The sequence below is a fragment of the Streptomyces spiralis genome, from assembly GCF_014654675.1.
Lineage (GTDB): Bacteria > Actinomycetota > Actinomycetes > Streptomycetales > Streptomycetaceae > Streptomyces > Streptomyces spiralis.
In genome coordinates this window covers 1-17,820 of record NZ_BNBC01000007.1, presented here as the reverse complement: position 1 = coordinate 17,820, position 17,820 = coordinate 1, and the positions used below count along the sequence as shown (strand labels likewise).

12 protein-coding genes are annotated in these 17,820 nt (G+C 74.0%); 8 read left to right on the top strand and 4 right to left on the bottom strand.

Going from position 1 to position 17,820, the window contains the following annotated elements; translation table 11 throughout:
* Position 1: 1 nt before the first annotated feature.
* The 3 genes from IE318_RS09820 (at position 2) to IE318_RS09810 (ending at position 4,419) form a co-directional block, all read left to right on the top strand.
* Complete coding sequence (locus IE318_RS09820) at positions 2-1,351, top strand: PP2C family protein-serine/threonine phosphatase (RefSeq protein ID WP_189898708.1); 1,350 nt, start codon at positions 2-4, stop codon at positions 1,349-1,351.
* 201 nt (positions 1,352-1,552) lie between these two features.
* Positions 1,553-2,935, top strand: coding sequence for a vWA domain-containing protein (locus IE318_RS09815; RefSeq protein WP_189898705.1), 1,383 nt, complete (start codon positions 1,553-1,555; stop codon positions 2,933-2,935).
* 101 nt (positions 2,936-3,036) lie between these two features.
* Entirely contained in the window at positions 3,037-4,419 is a 1,383-nt protein-coding gene (locus IE318_RS09810; protein WP_189898702.1) for an FHA domain-containing protein, read from the top strand.
* Between the two features lie 81 nt (positions 4,420-4,500).
* Here the strand turns inward: IE318_RS09810 and IE318_RS09805 are convergent, their stop codons facing one another.
* Positions 4,501-5,583, bottom strand: coding sequence for a methyltransferase domain-containing protein (locus tag IE318_RS09805; RefSeq protein WP_189898700.1), 1,083 nt, complete (start codon positions 5,581-5,583; stop codon positions 4,501-4,503).
* A gap of 94 nt (positions 5,584-5,677) precedes the next feature.
* Between IE318_RS09805 and IE318_RS09800 the strand changes: the two genes are divergently transcribed.
* The 4 genes from IE318_RS09800 (at position 5,678) to IE318_RS09785 (ending at position 13,564) form a co-directional block, all read left to right on the top strand.
* Positions 5,678-6,082 carry a globin gene (locus IE318_RS09800; RefSeq protein ID WP_030171100.1) on the top strand — a complete coding sequence of 135 codons (405 nt, stop codon included), beginning with the start codon at positions 5,678-5,680 and terminating at the stop codon, positions 6,080-6,082.
* A gap of 190 nt (positions 6,083-6,272) precedes the next feature.
* On the top strand, positions 6,273-9,611 hold the full coding sequence (locus IE318_RS09795; RefSeq protein WP_189898698.1) for an FtsX-like permease family protein: 3,339 nt from the start codon (positions 6,273-6,275) through the stop codon (positions 9,609-9,611).
* 1 nt (position 9,612) lies between these two features.
* The gene (locus tag IE318_RS09790; RefSeq protein ID WP_373311129.1) at positions 9,613-12,393 is read left to right on the top strand and encodes an FtsX-like permease family protein; all 2,781 of its coding nucleotides are present in this window, start codon (positions 9,613-9,615) and stop codon (positions 12,391-12,393) included.
* A gap of 211 nt (positions 12,394-12,604) precedes the next feature.
* The gene (locus IE318_RS09785) at positions 12,605-13,564 is read left to right on the top strand and encodes an ABC transporter ATP-binding protein (RefSeq protein ID WP_189898696.1); all 960 of its coding nucleotides are present in this window, start codon (positions 12,605-12,607) and stop codon (positions 13,562-13,564) included.
* 132 nt (positions 13,565-13,696) lie between these two features.
* Here IE318_RS09785 and IE318_RS09780 read toward each other — a convergent pair whose 3' ends face one another.
* From IE318_RS09780 to ettA, 3 genes are read right to left on the bottom strand one after another with little or no spacing between them, the layout of a single operon-like run.
* Complete coding sequence (locus tag IE318_RS09780; RefSeq protein ID WP_189898694.1) at positions 13,697-14,410, bottom strand: DUF8010 domain-containing protein; 714 nt, start codon at positions 14,408-14,410, stop codon at positions 13,697-13,699.
* Positions 14,407-14,841 (bottom strand): acyl-CoA thioesterase, encoded by a 435-nt coding sequence (locus IE318_RS09775; protein ID WP_030171084.1) that lies wholly within the window; start codon positions 14,839-14,841, stop codon positions 14,407-14,409. The genes IE318_RS09780 and IE318_RS09775 overlap by 4 nt, the downstream gene beginning before the upstream one ends.
* An 8-nt stretch (positions 14,842-14,849) precedes the next feature.
* Positions 14,850-16,514: an energy-dependent translational throttle protein EttA gene (gene ettA, locus IE318_RS09770; protein WP_030171082.1), complete on the bottom strand. Its 1,665-nt coding sequence runs from the start codon at positions 16,512-16,514 to the stop codon at positions 14,850-14,852.
* 253 nt (positions 16,515-16,767) lie between these two features.
* On the opposite strand from ettA, the gene IE318_RS09765 reads away from it, so the two are divergent.
* Entirely contained in the window at positions 16,768-17,307 is a 540-nt protein-coding gene (locus IE318_RS09765; protein ID WP_189898691.1) for an HAD domain-containing protein, read from the top strand.
* Positions 17,308-17,820 lie beyond the last annotated feature (513 nt).

Genomic DNA, 17,820 nt, shown 5'->3' with positions numbered 1-17,820 from the left:
GATGTCGCAGATGCACCAGCAGGCCGCCCTGTCGAACTGCCCGAGCTGCGCGGAGCCGCTCGAGTCGGGTGACCGTTTCTGCGGCGCCTGCGGATACGACCTGTCCGCCTCCGCCGCCCCGTCGAGCGACACGCCGACGCTCACGATGAACAACGGCTCGGTGCCGCGCCCCTCCGCGCCCGCCGAGGACGAGGACGCGCAGGGCGCCGTATGGCCTCGCGCGCAGCAGCAGGACGCCACCGCGCACCCGTCGGGGACACACCTGCCCACGGACCTCCCGGGCATGGACTCGGACGGCTCCCCGCTGCCCTCGGCGACGGCTCCCGGCGCGCCGGGGCCGGGGGTGCGGTTCGACCGGCCGGACGAGCCCGACGAGTACCCGCTGCAGGCGCCCGATCCCCGGGTGGCCGCGGAGAGCGGCGCCCCGGGCGAGCCCGCCGCGGTGTGCGTGGCCTGCCGTGCGGGCCGCGTCGACAGCGACGGCTACTGCGAGAACTGCGGACACGCCCAGCCGCGTGAACGCGACCACATGGAGCAGGAGTCGGGTCCGGTCGCCGCGGTCAGCGACCGGGGCCTGCGTCACCACCGCAACGAGGACGCGTTCGCCGTCGGCACCACGGCCCTGCCCGACGGCTCGGCCGTGGCCGTGGCGATCGTCTGCGACGGCGTGTCCTCCGCCACCCGCCCCGACGACGCCTCCCTCGCGGCCTCGCGGGCGGCGAGCGAGTGCCTGCTGGCCGCGCTGCCCCGGGGCACGCACCCGCAGCAGGCGATGCACGAGGCGATCGTGGCCGCCTCGCACGCGGTCAACTCACTGGCCGAGGAACCCGCCTCGGCCCGCGAGCACTCCCCCCATCAGAACGCTCCGGCCTGCACCCTCGTCGGCGCGGTGGTCACCGCCGGGCTGCTGGTCGTCGGCTGGGTCGGCGACAGCCGCGTCTACTGGGTGCCGCTGGACCGCACCGCGCCGCCGGCCCGGCTCACCGAGGACGACTCCTGGGCCGCGCAGATGGTGGCCGCCGGCCTGATGAGCGAGGCGGAGGCGTACGCCGACGAGCGCGCGCACGCGATCACCGGCTGGCTGGGCGCGGACGCCTACGAACTGGAGCCGCACACGGCCTCCTTCAAACCGGACCGGCCCGGTGTGGTCGTGGTGTGCACGGACGGCCTGTGGAACTACGCCGAGAGCGCCGAGGAGATGGCCGGTCTCCTGCCGCCGGACGCGGCCGCGCGCCCGCTGCACAGTGCCCAGGTGCTGGTCGGTCACGCGCTCGACGGCGGGGGCCACGACAACGTAACAGTGGCCGTCGTGCCGTTCCCGGCCCCGCCGCAGGGGGCAGGATCGGCGTGAGGGACGTACGCCGGGGCGCGTGACGGGAGCCCCGGCGAGTCCCACGGGTCTCCCCGTGGTGCACGGGAATGCCGGCACAGGGAAGTTCGCACGGGGAAGCCCGCAACGGGGAAGTTCCAGAGGACCGGAGGGGACCGGTCGTACACAGCCGCACAGTCGTCAGCCCCGCTCGCGGGGGCCCGGAGGGGGATCTGGGAAGGCATGGCCAATTTCTCGAAGTCCAGTGTGCCGCGATTCTCGGTGGACGTGTACCAGAACGAGTACCTGCCGGAGGGCGGCCGCGAGGTCAACGCCATCGTCACGGTGACGGCGACCGGCGGTGGCACCATCGGCAGCGCGGTCGCGGCTCCGCACCTGTACGCACCCGGCCAGGGGCCGTCGGCGGCGGTGGCGATCATGGTCGACTGCTCGGGTTCGATGGACTACCCGCCGACCAAGATGCGCAACGCCCGCGAGGCCACGGCCGCCGCGATCGACACCCTGCGCGACGGTGTGCACTTCGCGGTGATCGGCGGCACGCACGTGGCCACGGAGGTCTATCCGGGCGGCGGGCGGCTCGCCGTCGCCGACGCGAGCACGCGCGAGCAGGCCAAGACGGCGCTGCGCAGGCTCAGCGCGGGCGGCGGCACCGCCATCGGCACCTGGCTGCGGCTCGCCGACCGGCTGCTGTCGTCGGCGGACGTCGCCATCCGGCACGGCATCCTGCTCACCGACGGCCGCAACGAGCACGAGGCGCCGGAGGACCTCCGGCGGACGCTCGAGGAGTGCGCCGGCCGGTTCACCTGTGACGCGCGTGGCGTGGGCACCGACTGGGAAGTGAAAGAAGTCACATCGATCGCCTCGGCGCTGCTCGGCACCGCCGACATCGTCGCCGATCCGGGGGCCCTGGCCGCCGACTTCACGCAGATGATGGAGACGGCGATGGGCAAGGAGGTCGCCGACGTCGCGCTGCGGGTGTGGACCCCGGTCGGTACGGCGATCAAGTTCGTCAAGCAAGTGGCGCCGACCGTCGAGGAGTTGACGGACCGCCGCGCCGAGGCGGGCCCGCGGGCCGGGGACTACCCGACCGGTTCCTGGGGCGACGAGTCCCGCGACTACCACCTCTGTGTGGAGGTGCCAGCGGCGGCCGTCGGGCAGGAGATGCTCGCCGCCCGAGTCTCGCTGGTGGTTCCACAATCTGGGGGCACCTCCCGCTCGAGCGCAGCGGAGGGTGGGGGAGGATCGGTACAGAACCTCGGAGCCCAGGGTCTCGTACGGGCCGTGTGGACCGACGACATGGCGGCCTCGACCTCCATCAACCCGCAGGTCGCCCACTACACCGGGCAGGCCGAACTGGCACAGGCCATCCAACAGGGGCTCGACCTGCGCAAAGCGGGTGATATCGATGGAGCAACGGCCAAACTGGGCCGGGCGGTTCAGCTCGCCAGCGCCTCGGGGAACGCGGATACTGCGAAACTGCTTGCGAAGGTGGTGGACGTGGTCGACGCGGCGACAGGTACTGTGCGACTGAAGGCGAAGGTCGAGGAGGCCGACGAGATGACTCTCGAGACCCGGTCTACAAAGACTGTTCGTGTAAAGAAGTAACGAACAAGACAGCACAAGACAGCGACAGACAGCGAGCCTGGCCCCTCGGGGTTGGAGAAATCCGGTCGAACCGGCCGGAAAGGAGAGGGGGAAGCGCCGACATGCCGACCTGCCCGAACGGACACCAGTCGGGTTCCGACGACTGGTGCGAGGTCTGCGGTCACCGCATGGCCGGTGCCGTACCACCACCTCCCCCGCCGCCCCCGGTCGGCGGCTACGGCTTCCCGCCCGCACCGGGACCGGGCGGTCCCGGTGCGCCCGGCGGGCCCGGTGCCCCCGGCATGCGCCCGCATCCGGCCGGTGGGCCGGGCGCCGAGCCGGAGCTGTGCCCGCAGTGCCGCACGCCCCGCGAGGGAGGTGCGCCGTTCTGCGAGGAGTGCCGCTGGAACTTCCTGACGAACACGGCCACCTCCTACACCCCGGCCGCGCCGCGCCCGCCGGCGCCCGGTCCTGGTGGCCCCGGCGGCCCCGGCGGTCCGGTCCCGGGCGCCCGCTTCCCGCAGCCGCCCGGCCCGTCCTTCGGCGGCGGCGACTCCTTCGACTACCAGGGCTCCCGGCCCTCCCAGATGAACCGGCCGGCCGAGCCGATCCCGCCGGGCCCGCCGTTCGGCACCGAGCCCCCGGGCCGCCCCGGCGGTCCCGGCGGCCCCGGCCCCTCCGGCTTCGGCGGTGACCCGGGCCCCTCGGGCTTCGGCGGCGACCCGGGCCGCTCCGGTTTCGGCCCCGACCCCTCGCGGCCGGTCCCGCCGCCGCCCGGTCCGACGCCGCACGCGGGCCCCGGTGGCCCCGGTGGCCCCGGCGCGCCCGGCGGCGCCCCGCAGGCCTTCCACCGGCCCGGTCCGCCGGCCCCGCCCCCGTTCCCGCAGGAGACGAACCACCCGCAGAGCGGCGGTCCGTCCTTCGGCGGTGACGACGACTGGGTGCTCTCCCCGCCGTCGTCCACGGGCCCGGCCACGTCGGGCGGCCCGGGTGCCCCCGGCGGCCCCGGTGCCGGCCGGGGCGGTGGTTACGGCTACCCGCAGCCCGGCGCCACGCAGGCCCCGCCCGGACCCCAGTTCCCGCAGGCCCCGCAGCAGCCGGCGACCTGGACGGCGACGATCGGTCCGGACCGCGAGTACTTCATGTCGATGATGCAGCGCTCCGGCCCCGAGGCCGCGGGCCTGAATCTGCCCGCGTACTCGCCCGAGCAGCAGCGCACCCTCACCGGCAACCAGATCACCATCGGCCGCCGCCGGCACTCCACCGGCGACACCCCCGACATCGACCTGTCGGTGCCGCCGGAGGACCCGGGCGTCTCGCACCAGCACGCGGTGCTGGTCCAGCAGCCCGACGGCACCTGGGCGGTCGTCGACCAGAACTCGACGAACGGCACCACGGTCAACGGCTCCGAGGAGCCGATCCAGCCCTTCGTGCCGGTGCCGCTCCAGGACGGCGACCGGGTGCACGTGGGCGCGTGGACGACGATCACGATCCGGCGCGGCTGATCCCTCGGGCACCGGGCCGACCGGCAGGCACGCCGGCCGGCCCGGAAGGAGCCACATCGGCCCGGCGTGCGGGCCCCACGGTCAGCCCGGAAGCGGCCAGGTGTACGGCCCTTCCGGGTCGTCCAGCCACGCCCACACCTGCTCGCCGTTCACCGTGATCCCGTAGCGTTCGCGACCCGGACGTCCCTCGTGCTCCCACAGGGCGTACGCGTCGCCGGGGTCGAGGCCGCCGCGGGTCAGGGCAAGCAGGAAGCGGAACAGCTCGTCCTCGCGGGCCCGGGCCGGCAGCCCGTCCAGCCGCGGGGGCCGCGGTTCGGGCCTGCCCTCGCCGCGCAGCGGCACGAAGAAGGCGGGCGTGGCCAGGAAGGCGCCCTCGGCGTGCGCGGCGTCCCGCACGGTCAGGGCGACCAGGCCGGTGGCGATCGGCGTCAGGATCCGGGCGCCCGGGTGGCACTGGGCGAGCCAGGCGCGCGGGATGGACGGCAGCGCGCAGGTGGCGATGATCCGGTCGAAGGGGGCGCGTTCGGGTACCCCGCGGGCGCCGTCGCCGGTGACGACGGCCGGGTGGTGACCCGCGGCGGCCAGGTGCCGGCGTGCCGACTCGGTGATCTCCGGGTCGAGGTCGATGGTGGTGACCAGGTCGTCGTCGCCGAGCCGGTGGGCGAGCAGCGCCGCGTTGTAGCCCGTGCCGGCGCCGATCTCCAGGACCCGGTCGCCGTCCGCCACCCGCAGCTCCGCCAGCATCTGCGCCATGAGCGAGGGCTGGCTGCTGGAGGAGACCAGCTCCCCGTCGCGCAGCCGGGTGGCCAGCGGGGCGTCCTCGTAGGCACCCCACAGCCAGCGCTCGCGCGCCTTCGCCTCCGGGCTCTCGCCCCAGCGCCGTTCGTACCCGCCCATGACGCCCACGTAGTAGTACGGCACGAACAGGTGCCGCGGCACGGCGGCGAACGCCTCGCGCCAGACCGGATCGGACGCCCAGGCACCGCTCGCGTCGATCTCCCGCACCAGTGCCTCCCGCGCCTCGGCGGCGAGCGCTTCCAGGCCCCCGCCGCCCCCGCCCTCGTCACCTTCGCGGCTTTCACGGCCTTCGCGGCCTTCGCGGTCTTCACGGCCTTCACGGATCCTGCGGCTCTCGTGTTCCTTTTCACCTGTGTGCGCGCCCATGCCTCCACTGTCCTGCCCGAGAGGGCGCGAGGCGAGCACCGGCAGTGGTCCTAGGTCCCGCGTCCTCGGTCCTGCCGTCTGAGACGATGGAACGGTGAATGAGATTCGGCGCGGCACGCTTCAGGAGCAGACGTTCTACGAGCAGGTCGGCGGGGAGGAGACCTTCCGCCGGCTGGTCCACCGTTTCTACGAGGGGGTCGCCGACGATCCCGAGCTGCGGGCCATGTACCCCGAGGAGGACCTGGGTCCGGCCGAGGAGCGGCTCCGGCTGTTCCTGATCCAGTACTGGGGCGGTCCGACGACGTACAGCGAGCGGCGCGGCCACCCGAGGCTGCGCATGCGGCACGCGCCCTTCACGGTGGACCGGGCGGCGCACGACGCCTGGCTGCGGCACATGCGGGCCGCCGTCGACGAGCTGGGCCTGTCCGAGGAGCACGAGCGGACGCTGTGGAACTACCTGACGTACGCGGCCGCGTCCATGGTCAACACCCCCGACTGACCCGTCGGCCGCACGTCGGCCGAGCCGCCCGGCCCCGTCCCCGGCCGCACACGGAGGCCCGAATTCCGGTCACCCGGCGCCGTATTCCGGTCACGATCCGATCAAACTGGGGCTACAAGCGCTTACCCGGGACCCCGCACCTCTGACAGCATCACCCGGAGGTGGTCTGGACAACCGCGGGGGGAGCCGGGTGGCGGGGTTCACGGGATTCGTCCTGCTGCGGGCGCGCGCGCACCGGCTGCTGCTGGCCGCCGCGCTGCTCACGGTCCTGCTCACCACGGCCGTGCTGGCGACGCTCACCGCCTACTCCGGCGCCATCGGCGACGCCGCGCTGCGCCACTCGCTGCGCGGCCCGCGGGACGCGGCCGGCACCACCCTGGTCGTCAAGGCCGACGTCCCGCCCGCCGGACGCCCGGCCGCCGACGCCGCCGTACGCGAACGGGCCCGTACGGCGTTCGACGGGCTGCCGGTGACCGTGCGCACCCTGACACGGTCCGGCCCGTACGCCCTCCCCCGCTCGCTGCAACCCGCGGCGGACCGCTCCGGCGACCCGGACCTGACGTACTTCGCGGCCCTCGACCCCACCGAGGTGCGGCTCGTCTCCGGGCGCCTCCCGCACGGCACGGGCCAGGGCGCGGCGGCGACCGACCTGGAGGCCGCGCTGCCCGAGACCGCCGCACGGCGACTGGGTCTGCGGCCGGGCGCCCGGCTCACCCTCACCGACCGGCTCGGCGGTGCGAAGGCCCATGTGACGATCACCGGCCTGTACCGGCCCGCCCGCGCCGACGCGCCGTACTGGCAGCTGGACGACCTCGGCGGGCGCGGTGTCCGCAAGGTCGACTTCACCACGTACGGTCCGCTGCTGGCCGACCCCGGCGTCCTCGCCGGCGGGAAAGTGAGCGCGGGGCAGTCCGCCTGGCTGGCGTCGGCGGACTTCTCGACGCTGACCACCGGACGGATCGGCGCCCTGCGCGGCGCGGTCCGCGAGGGCGCCGCGAGCCTGCGCAAGACCCCCGGACTGGGCACCACCCCGAACGTGACCGCCGGGCTGCCCGACGTCCTGGACCGGATCGACCGCTCACTGCTCGTCGCCCGCTCGACCCTGCTGATCGCCGCGCTGCAACTGGCGCTGCTGGCGGGTTACGCGCTGCTGCTGGTGGCGCGGCTGCTGAGCAGCGAACGCGCCGGTGAGACCCGCCTGTTGCGGGCGCGCGGCGGCTCCCGGGCGCGGCTCGCGGGCCTCGCGGCGACGGAGGCGCTGCTGCTGGCCGTGCCCGCCGTGGTGTGCGCGCCACTGCTGGCCGGACCGTTGACCGGGCTGCTGGCGGGGCAGGGCCCACTGGCCCGGATCGGACTGCACCCGGACGTCTCGGCGACCGGGCGGCCCGGGGTGTGGCTGGTGGCGGCGGGGGTGGCGCTGGGCTGCGCGCTGGCGGTGACGCTGCCCGCGCTGACGTCGTCGTTCGCGGTGCTCCGCCGGGCCCGGTCGCTGCCCGCGCCGCTGCGGGCCGGAGCGGACGTCGGGCTGCTGGCGATCGCCGCCGTCGCCTACTGGCAGCTGAACCAGCAGTCCTCCGGCGCGGTCGGCGGCGACCGCACCGGAGCCCTCGGCATCGACCCGCTGCTCGTCACCGCGCCCGCGCTCGCCCTGCTGGCCGGCACGGTGCTGACGCTGCGCCTGCTGCCGCCGGTGGCCAGGCTCGCCGAGCGGCGGGCGGCCGGCGGGCGCGGACTGCCGACCGCACTGGCGGGCTGGCAGTTCAGCCGTCGCCCGATGCGCGGCGCGGGCCCGGTGCTGCTGCTCGTCCTGGCCATCGCGCTGGGCATGCTGGCGATCGGTCAGGGCGCCTCCTGGGACCGTTCGCAGGACGACCAGGCCGACTTCCTGGCCGGAGCGCCGGTGCGGGTGCTGGCCGCCGGGGAGGGCGGGCTGGGCCGCACCGAGAGCTACGCGGCCGTCCCGCACGTCCGGGCCGTCGCGCCCGCCGTGCGCACCACGCTGCCGCTGTCCGGCGACCGCACCGCGACCGTGCTCGCGCTGGACACCACGGGCGCCGCCGGCTCGGTGCTGATGCGCCGCGACCTGGCGTCCGAGCCGGTGCGGCCGCTGCTGGCACAGCTCACGCCCAGGACCGCGACGGCCGGACTGAAGCTGCCCGCGGGCACCGGCCGGCTGCGGCTGACGGCCGCCCTCCACAGCTCGGCGAGCTCCGCGCCGGGGCGCACCGGAAGCCCGAGGGGCGCGCGCGCCGGGACTGACTCGGTGGACCTGGCGGTCACCTTGGAGGACCGCTACGGCGTCCCGTACCGGATGCCGCTGAAGGCGCTGCCGACCGACGGCCGCGCCCACCGGCTGGACCTGGCCCTGCCCGCCGTCGCGGGCCCCCTGACACTGACCGGAATCGACCTGGGGCTCGTCCAGCCCATCGACAAGGCCGATCAGCACCGCCTCACCGTCTCGAAGGTGGAGGTCACCGGCGGCGACGGCAAGGCCACGCCGCTGCGGCTGCCGACCGCCTGGACCGCGGCCCTGGACGGCGCCGACGACCTGAGTGCCTCCCCCGACGGCAGCACCGCCCCGACCACGCCGCAGGTGACGTCGTCCGGGCCGCTGAACGTCAGCTACGGCACCGGTTACGTACCGCACGACGAGCCCTGGGTGCTGGGCTCGGTATCCGTGCGGCTCCAGGTCGCACAGCCCTCGCAGCCGGAGATCACGGCCCTGGCGACCGACCGCTTCCTCACCGCCGCGGGCGCGCACCCGGGCCAGCGCGTGGACGTGACCTTCGACGGCCGGAACGTCCCGGTCCGGATCACCGGTTCGGTACGGGCGCTGCCGACCACGTCCGGCGGTCCCAGCCAGGGCGACGCCCCGGACGCGGCCCACGACGGCGGAGGCCTGCTGATGGACCTGCGGTCGGTGAACCGGCTGCTCCAGTCCCGCTACGGCGACAGCGCCGCGCCCACCGAGTGGTGGCTGCGCACCGACCCGCACCACGCGGCGAACGTCGCCGCCGACCTGCGGGCCCTGCCCGACGTCGAACCGGAGCAGGTCGTCGTGCGCGACGAGATCGCCGACCAGCTGCGCGACGACCCGTTCGGCGCCGGGCCCGCGGCGGCGTTCACCGCGGCGGCCGTGATCGCGGCGGCGCTGGCCGCGGTCGGCTTCGCGGTGAGCGCGGCCGGGGCGCTGCGAGAACGGGACGCCGAGTTCGCCGTGCTGCGGGCCCTGGGCGCCCCGCGTCGCCAGCTGGCCCGCATGCTCGCCGCCGAACAGGGTGTGCTGGTGGCCCTGGCACTGCTGGTCGGCGTGGCCCTGGGCGGCCTACTGACCCGGGCCGTGATCCCGTTGATCGTGCTGACCGGGCAGGCCGCGAAACCGGTGCCGGCCGTGCTGGTCGAACTGCCGGTCGCCCAGGTGGCCTTGCTGCTGGCGGCCGTCGCCGCCGCACCGCTGGTCGTCACGGCGGTGCTGACCCTGCGCCGGGCCGACCCGGCGGTGTCCCTTCGAGACCGCGGAGGTGAGTGAGCTGAACACGATCGCTCCCGCCTGGGTCCGCGTGCGGCTGCGCACCGCGCCGGGTACCGCCGCCGCCCTCGCCCTGCTGGTCGCGCTCACCGCGTGCCTGGCCGCCGCGTTCCCGCGCGCGCTCGACCGGTACGAGGACGCCGGACTGGTCCGGGCCGCCGAGCAGGCCGCCCCGCCACGCACCAACCTGACCGTGGTCGCGCCTCCGCCCGGCCTTCAGTGGCCGTCCCGGCAGCGGGAACAGGCCGTGCTCCCGCCGGCCCTTCAGCACCAGTACGCCGACCTCCTCCGCGCCGTCGGGCGGCCGCTCGTCGCCGACACCGACCAGTCGTCGTACGGGGTGCAGACCAGCGAGGCCCTCCCCGTCCCCGACCGGTGGATACCCCGGCCCAACGGCATCCCCGCCAAGGTGCGCCTGATGGCGCAGAACGGACTCGCCGCACATTCCTCGCTGCGCACCGGCCGGATGCCGCGCACGAGCGGCCACGTGACGGCCGACACGGCCGAGGTGGAGGCCGCTGTGACCGTGGAGACGGCCAGGAGCCTGCACGTCAAGGTCGGTTCGGTCGTCCACGTGCCCGCCGTGTCCCGGCCCCCGCTCGCCGTCCGCGTCACCGGCATCGTCGAGCCGCGCGAGCCCTCCGGTGCCTACTGGTCCGCCCAGCCCCTGCTGCGCACCCCCACCCTGGCGCGCGTTCCCGGCGCGGGCGACCCCATGTACTACTGGCTCGGCGCCCTGCTCCTGCCGCCCGAGGCGGCGCCCGCCCTGCTGGCCACCGAAGGGAAACCGGTCCGCTACTGGCAGATGGCCCCCGACACCGGCGCCCTGCACGCCCGCGACCTCGACGGGCTGAAGTCGGCGGTAGCCGCCCTGGAGTCCGGCCCGGGTCTCGGACAGGTGCGCGAGGCCACCGATCCGGACGCGCAGGTGAGCACCGAACTCGACGACGTGCTCGACGGCTACGACCGGCTCAGCTCGGGCATCGGCCCGCTGGTGGCGGTGGCCGCGTTCGGCAGCGCGGCGGTCGCCGGCGTCGTCCTGCTGATGGCCGGCGGTCTCGCCGCCGACCGCCGCCGCGCCGAACTCGCCCTGCTGCGCGCCCGCGGAGCCTCCCTGCGCGGCCTGTCCGGGCGGCTGCTGGCGGAGACGGCCGTGGTCGTCGTGCCCGCCGGGGCGGCCGGACTCGCCGCGGCCCTGTTCGCCTTCCCCGGGGCCCGCCGCCTGCCCGCCCTCCTCGCGGCCGCCGCGGTCACCGCCGTGGCCTGCGCGGCACTGCCCCTGCGGGCGGCGGTCGCGCACCGCGCGGTCCGCGTCCACGGCCCGCGCGAGGACACGGTGTCGGTACGCCCCTCCCGGCGCCGTACGGTCGCCGAGCTCACGCTGCTGGTGATCGCGGCCGGTGCCGTGGAGGCGCTGCGCCGCAGGGGCCTGACCGGCGGAGCGGGTGCGTCGGCGGCGTCCGGCGGTGCGGGGGATGCCGGGAGCCCGGGCGCGTCCGGGGACCAACTGGTGTCGCTGGCCCCGGTGCTGGTGGGCGTGATCGCGGCCCTGGTCCTGGTCCGCCTGTATCCGTTGCCGCTGCGCTGGCTGACCCGCCCGGCGGGCCGGCTGCGCGGGGCGGTGGGCCATCTGTCGCTGGCCCGCGCGGGCCGCACCTCCGTCTCCGCGGTGCTGCCCCTGCTGGCGCTGCTGACCGCCCTCACCACGGCCGCCTTCGGCGGCTCGGTGCTGGCGGGGGTGGCCGACGCCCGCGACCACGCGGCCCTGCTCACCGTGGGCGCGGACGCCCGCATCGAGTCGATCGGCACCTTGCCGGACGGGCTGGCCGACACCGTCCGCCACGCACCGGGGGTCAGCGGCCTGGCCGAAGTGAGCGCCAACTACCACGCCAGGGCGGGCGCCAACCTGACCTCGGTGACCGTCGCGGGCGTCGTCCCCGCCGACTACGCGGCCCTGTCCCGCCGTACCGGGCTCGGCGCGTTCCCGCAGGAGCGGCTGAGGCGGCCGGCCGACGGCGGCCGGACCCCGCTGCCGGCGCTGGCCTCCCCGTCGGTCGCCAGGACCTACGGCACGCAGCCCTTCCCGCTCCGGCTGGACGACGGCACCACCGTCACCGTCCGGATCGCCCTGGTCCGGGACCGGACCCCGGCCTTGATCGGCACCGACTTCCTGATCGTGGACCGGGCCGGGATGAGCCGCGAGGCGGCCGGCACCAGTGCGCTGCTGGTGACCGGCGGCCATCTGGACGCGGGCGCCCTGCGCCGGGCGGCCGGCAAGGACGCGACCGTGCAGCTGCGGTCCGCGGAGCGGGCCCAATACGTCGACTCGCCCCTGCAGTCCGGCGCCGAGCGCATCTATACGGCGGCGGTGGCGGCCGGTGCCGGCTACGCCGTGCTGGCGCTGCTCCTCGCGCTGCTGCGCGCCGCCCCCGAGCGCGCCGCCCTCCTCGCCCGCCTGCGCACCATGGGCCTCACCCGCGCCCAGGGCCGGCGGCTGCTCGTGCTGGAGTCCCTTCCGCAGGCGCTGCTCGCCGCGGCGGGCGGCGCGCTGACGGGCTGGGCCACCATCCGGCTGCTCTCCCCCGGCATCGACCTGACCGGCATCGCCCTGCCGTCGAGCGCGGCCTCCGTCGGCCGGAACGCGCTGCGGACGGATCCGCTGTCGCTGGTCCTCCCGGCGGTGGCGGTGCTGCTGCTGGCGGTCGCGGTCGCCGTCGTGCAGGCATGGTGGACGTCCCGCCGGGGCTCGGTACGGGAGTTGCGGGCGGGTGACGCGAGATGAGCCCGCTGGAACAGCACGGCCGCCGCGACCGCTGCCTCACCCGCCTGGTCCGCTGTGGCCACCGTGGCTGCCCGGCCCTCCGTAGCCACCGTAGCCGCCTTGACCGCCGCAGCCGTTCCGGCCTCCGGGGCCGACGTAGCCGCCCTGATCTCCGGGACCGCCGTAGCCGCCCCGACCGCCGTAGCCGTAGCCCTCGTGCAGGAGCTTCCCGATGACGACGCAACCCACCCTCGCCGATCTGGCCCGGCGCGCCACCGCGGACCGCACCCGGCCCGTCTACGGCCACGACGCCCTGATCAGCTGCGACCGGCTGGTCCGGATCTTCTCAGCGGACGGAGTGGAGGTGCAGGCGCTCCAGGGGCTGGACCTCCTGGTCCGCGAGGGTGAGCTCATGGCCCTCGTCGGCGCCTCCGGCAGCGGCAAGTCCACCCTCATGAACATCCTCGCCGGCCTGGACACCCCCACCGCCGGGGCGGCCCGGGTCGCGGACCACGACCTGCTCGCCATGACCGCGAAGGACCGCCTGCGCTACCGCCGCGAGGTCGTCGGTTTCGTCTGGCAGCAGACCTCCCGCAACCTGCTGCCCTATCTGACCGCCGCGCAGAATGTCGCTCTCCCCATGCAGTTGTCCGGAGCCCGGGGGCGCGGCCGCCGCGCCAAGGCCGAACGCGCGCTGGAACTGCTGGAGATGCTGGACGTCGGCGACTGCCGTGACCGGCGCCCCCACCAGATGTCCGGCGGTCAGCAGCAGCGCGTGGCGATCGCGGTGGCCCTGGCCAACGACCCGGCGGTGCTGCTCGCCGACGAGCCCACCGGCGAACTGGACTCCCACACCGGCGAGCAGATCTTCGCCGCCTTCCGCACGGCCAACGAGCAGCTGGGCACCACCATCGTGATCGTCACCCACGACCAGGCGGTGGCCGGCGAGGTCCGCCGCACCGTCGCCATCCGTGACGGACGCACGTCCACGGAGGTGCTGCGCCGCAGCGAGGTGGACGCGGCGACCGGTGACGAACGGCTGGTGAGCCGCGAGTACGCCATGCTGGACCGCGCCGGCCGCCTCCAGCTGCCCGCCGAGTACACCCAGGCCCTCGGCATGCGCGACCGGGTGGCGCTGGAACTGGAGCAGGACCACATCGCGGTGTGGCCGGACGACAGCGCCGACGGCTGACCCGGAGGCTTCACCACCTGTGGGGCAGAGCCGACCGGGAGGGTTCAGCGGACGCTGCCACCTGTGGGGCGGAGCCGACCGGGAGGGTTCAGCGGACGCTGCCACCTGTGGGGCGGAGCCGACCGGGAGGGTTCAGCGGACGCTGACGCCCAGGGTGCCGAGTCCCGCCTGCCGTACGGCGATCGACCCGTACGGAGTCCGCAGACGGAGCCAGGCACCCGAGGAGAACAGCGCGAGCCCGCCCTCGGTTCCGGCACCGCCCTCCGCCTCGGCCTCGGCTTCGACCGACGCCTGACGCAGGAAGCCCAGTGACTGCGCCGCGTGCACGGCCCGCACCGGCAGCCGGGTCCGGCCGACCGTCCGGGACCAGATCTCCCGCCCGATCCGGTCGAGTTCGCCGCGCGTGCGCAGCTCGGGCGCCAACTCCTGCGTACGGGAGCGGAACTCGGCGACGGCGGCGGTCACCAGGGAACGCAGGGAGCCCGCCGGGGGCAGCCCCGGCTCCGGTCGCCAGCCGCCGCGCGGCGGCAGCACGCCCGCCCACGGCGGTCCGGTCACCGCGGCGGGCACGGCGGCCGTGGCCGCCGACTCGTCGACCGACTCCAGGAGCTCACCCGCGGAGACGGTCACGTCGAGGGTGACGTCCAGCCCCTTCTCGTAGGGCTTGGCCAGACGCACCGCGCGCACCGCCAGCACCTCGAAGGACGCCGGCCGTCCGAACACCGCCAGTGCCGTGCCGGCCGCCTGCAGACGCACGGCCGCGGCGCGGTCGTAGTGGAGCAGCCGGGAGAGGAAGGCGGCGAGGTCCGCCGCCTCCGTCTCGTCGGCGAGGTGAAGCACCGTCATGCGGCGACGGCCTCCTCCTCGGACTCGTCCTCGGTCTCCTCGGACTCGTCCATGTACTCCTGCAGGAACGCCCGCTCCTCCGCGGTGATCCGGCGCGGACGCTGGGCCTCGAAGTCGAACGGCACGATCACCGTCGAGGCCCGGACGTAGATCTGGTCGCCGTCCTTGACCTCGTAGCCGAGGGTGAAGGAGGCCGCCCTGACCTCCGTCACCCACAGCTCGATGTCCACCGGCGCGTGCCGGTGGACGAGCTGCCGCTTGTAGTCGATCTCGTGGCGCGCCACCACCGACCCCTGCTGGAAATCCTTGTCCGGGCGGAACAGGAAGTCGATACGGGCCTCCTCCAGATAGCGGAGGAACACCACGTTGTTGACGTGGCCGTACGCGTCCATGTCCGCCCAGCGCAGCGGGCAGCGGTATGTGTGGCGCATCTGCTGGATCAGCCCCGGGTCAGCTTCTTGTAGGTGGCCCGGTGCGGACGCGCGGCGTCCGGCCCCAGCCGCTCGATCTTGTTCTTCTCGTACGACTCGAAGTTGCCCTCGAACCAGAACCACCTGGAGTCACCCTCGTAGGCGAGGATGTGGGTGGCCACGCGGTCGAGGAACCAGCGGTCGTGGGAGACGACCACGGCGCAGCCCGGGAAGTCCAGCAGCGCGTTCTCCAGGCTGGAGAGGGTCTCGACGTCGAGGTCGTTGGTGGGCTCGTCGAGGAGCAGCAGGTTGCCGCCCTGCTTCAGGGTGAGGGCGAGGTTCAGCCGGTTGCGCTCACCACCGGAGAGGATTCCCGCCGGCTTCTGCTGGTCCGGGCCCTTGAACCCGAAGGCGGAGACGTACGCCCGGGACGGCATCTCGACCTGGCCGACGTTGATGTAGTCGAGCCCGTCGGACACGACCTCCCACAGCGTCTTCTTGGGGTCGATGTTGGCGCGCCCCTGGTCGACGTAGGAGATCTTGACGGTCTCGCCGACCTTGATGTCGCCGGTGTCCGCCGACTCCAGGCCCTGGATCATCTTGAACAGGGTGGTCTTGCCGGCGCCGTTCGGGCCGATGACGCCCACGATGCCGTTGCGCGGCAGCGTGAAGGACAGGCCGTCCACCAGGATCTTCTCGCCGAAGGCCTTGTGCAGGTCGTTGACCTCGACGACGACGCTGCCCAGGCGCGGCCCCGGCGGGATCTGGATCTCCTCGAAGTCCAGCTTCCGCATCTTCTCGGCCTCGGCGGCCATCTCCTCGTACCGCGCGAGACGGGCCTTGGACTTGGCCTGGCGCCCCTTGGCGTTGGAGCGGACCCACTCCAGCTCTTCCTTGAGCCGCTTCTGCCGCTTGGCGTCCTTCTGGCCCTCGACCTTCAGACGGGCCGCCTTGGTCTCCAGGTAGGTGGAGTAGTTGCCCTGGTAGGGGTAGGCGCGACCGCGGTCGAGCTCGAGGATCCACTCGGCGACGTTGTCGAGGAAGTACCGGTCGTGGGTGATGGCCACGACGGTGCCCTCGTACTTGGCCAGGTGCTGTTCCAGCCAGTTCACCGACTCGGCGTCGAGGTGGTTGGTGGGCTCGTCCAGCAGCAGCAGGTCGGGCTGCTCCAGCAGCAGCTTGCACAGCGCGACGCGGCGCTTCTCACCACCGGAGAGGTTGGTGACGGGCCAATCGCCGGGCGGGCACCCGAGGGCGTCCATGGCCTGCTCGAGCTGGGCGTCGAGGTCCCAGGCATTGGCGTGGTCGAGCTCCTCCTGGAGCTTGCCCATCTCGTCGAGCAGCGCGTCGGAGTAGTCGGTCGCCATCAGCTCGGCGATCTCGTTGAACCGGTCGAGCTTGCCCTTGATCTCGGCGACGCCCTCCTGGACGTTCTCCAGGACCGTCTTCTCCTCGTTCAGCGGGGGCTCCTGCAGCAGGATGCCGACGCTGTAACCGGGCGACAGGAACGCGTCACCGTTGGACGGCTGCTCCAGCCCCGCCATGATCTTCAGCACGGTCGACTTACCGGCACCGTTCGGGCCGACGACGCCGATCTTGGCACCCGGAAGGAAGTTCAGGGTGACGTCGTCGAGGATCACCTTGTCGCCGTGCGCCTTGCGCGCCTTGCGCATGGTGTAAATGAACTCAGCCAAGAGAAACCGTCCGGCAGCTTGAATCTGGCAGTGGGCAGATACATCCCATCTTGCCTGACCGCCACCCCGTAGCGGAAACCAGTAAGGCCGGAGGCCCGTGACCTGGGGTTTCGCTGATGGGGGCTGCGGCTCGCCTGTCACTGCCGGTCGCCGTCGGTCGGCCTCGGGCGCCCTCGCACGGCCCAGGGACAGCCCAGGACAGAGAGTGCAGAGAGTGTCACCCTCCCCTGCCACGTCGGGCTATGGTGCGGCCGTGACAAGCGCAGCGGAGCGCCCCGTCCTCTTCCTCGACGTCGACGGACCGCTCATCCCGTTCGGGTCGTCATCCAGCAGTCTGCAAGCCCCCGCTTCGGGCCCCGAGGTGGCCGTCGACCAGGGGAATCCCCTGCTCGGACGGCTCGCCCCTGATCTTGGGCTGCGCCTCACGGCCCTGGGCTGTGATCTCGTGTGGGCCTCGACATGGATGGAGGAGGCAAACGAGGCCGTCGCCCCACGCATCGGACTGCCAAGGCTGCCCGTCGTGGCGTGGCCGGACGCCTGCGCCGACGGCAGTCCGCGGCGCCTGCACTGGAAGACCCGTCATCTCGTCGAATGGGCCAACGGCCGGCCGTTCATCTGGGTCGACGACGAGATCAGCAGCATGGACCGCCTTTGGGTCGCCGCCCAGCATCCCGGGCCGTCCCTTCTTCATCGCGTCGACCCGACGAAGGGCCTGGAAGACGCCGACTTCTCCGTACTCGCCGATTGGCTCAGCGCGATTGGGGGCGACCCCGGTCACAGGGACAGGCGCTGAGAAGATGCGGGCAAGCCTTGGTGTGGGGCCGCCCGATCGGCCTACGCCGGCACCGGGCTGGGCCGTCGAGTGCCGCTGCTGTCCGCCGTCGTTGCCGTCAGCGTGGTCCGTATCTTCTGCCGCCCGCGTAGCCTCATCAGCGTGTATGACGACTGGTTCGAGGACGGCGACTGAACAGCCAACAGCAGGCGTTCGTGGACGCCGTGGCGTGGGGCGGTACGCACCTGGCGACCCCCGATGCCCCGTGAGTCCCCGCCCGTTCTGGCACGGGAGTGGCACGACACCTTGCCGCGTCACCAGGACTCGGCCTGCAGGAACAGCGTGGTGACCTCTGCGAAGAACCAGACGGAGAACACCAGACACGCAAGCCACAGCCCCCGCAAGACCCAGCGAGCCTCTCGTCGTATGCGCATGAGCGGATCATCCCCCGTCGCGTCCTAGTACTGCAACGGTGCTTGCCGTGACTGATGGTCAGGTCGGTCGTTGGTGTGGTTGTGGGTGGGGACGTTGCTG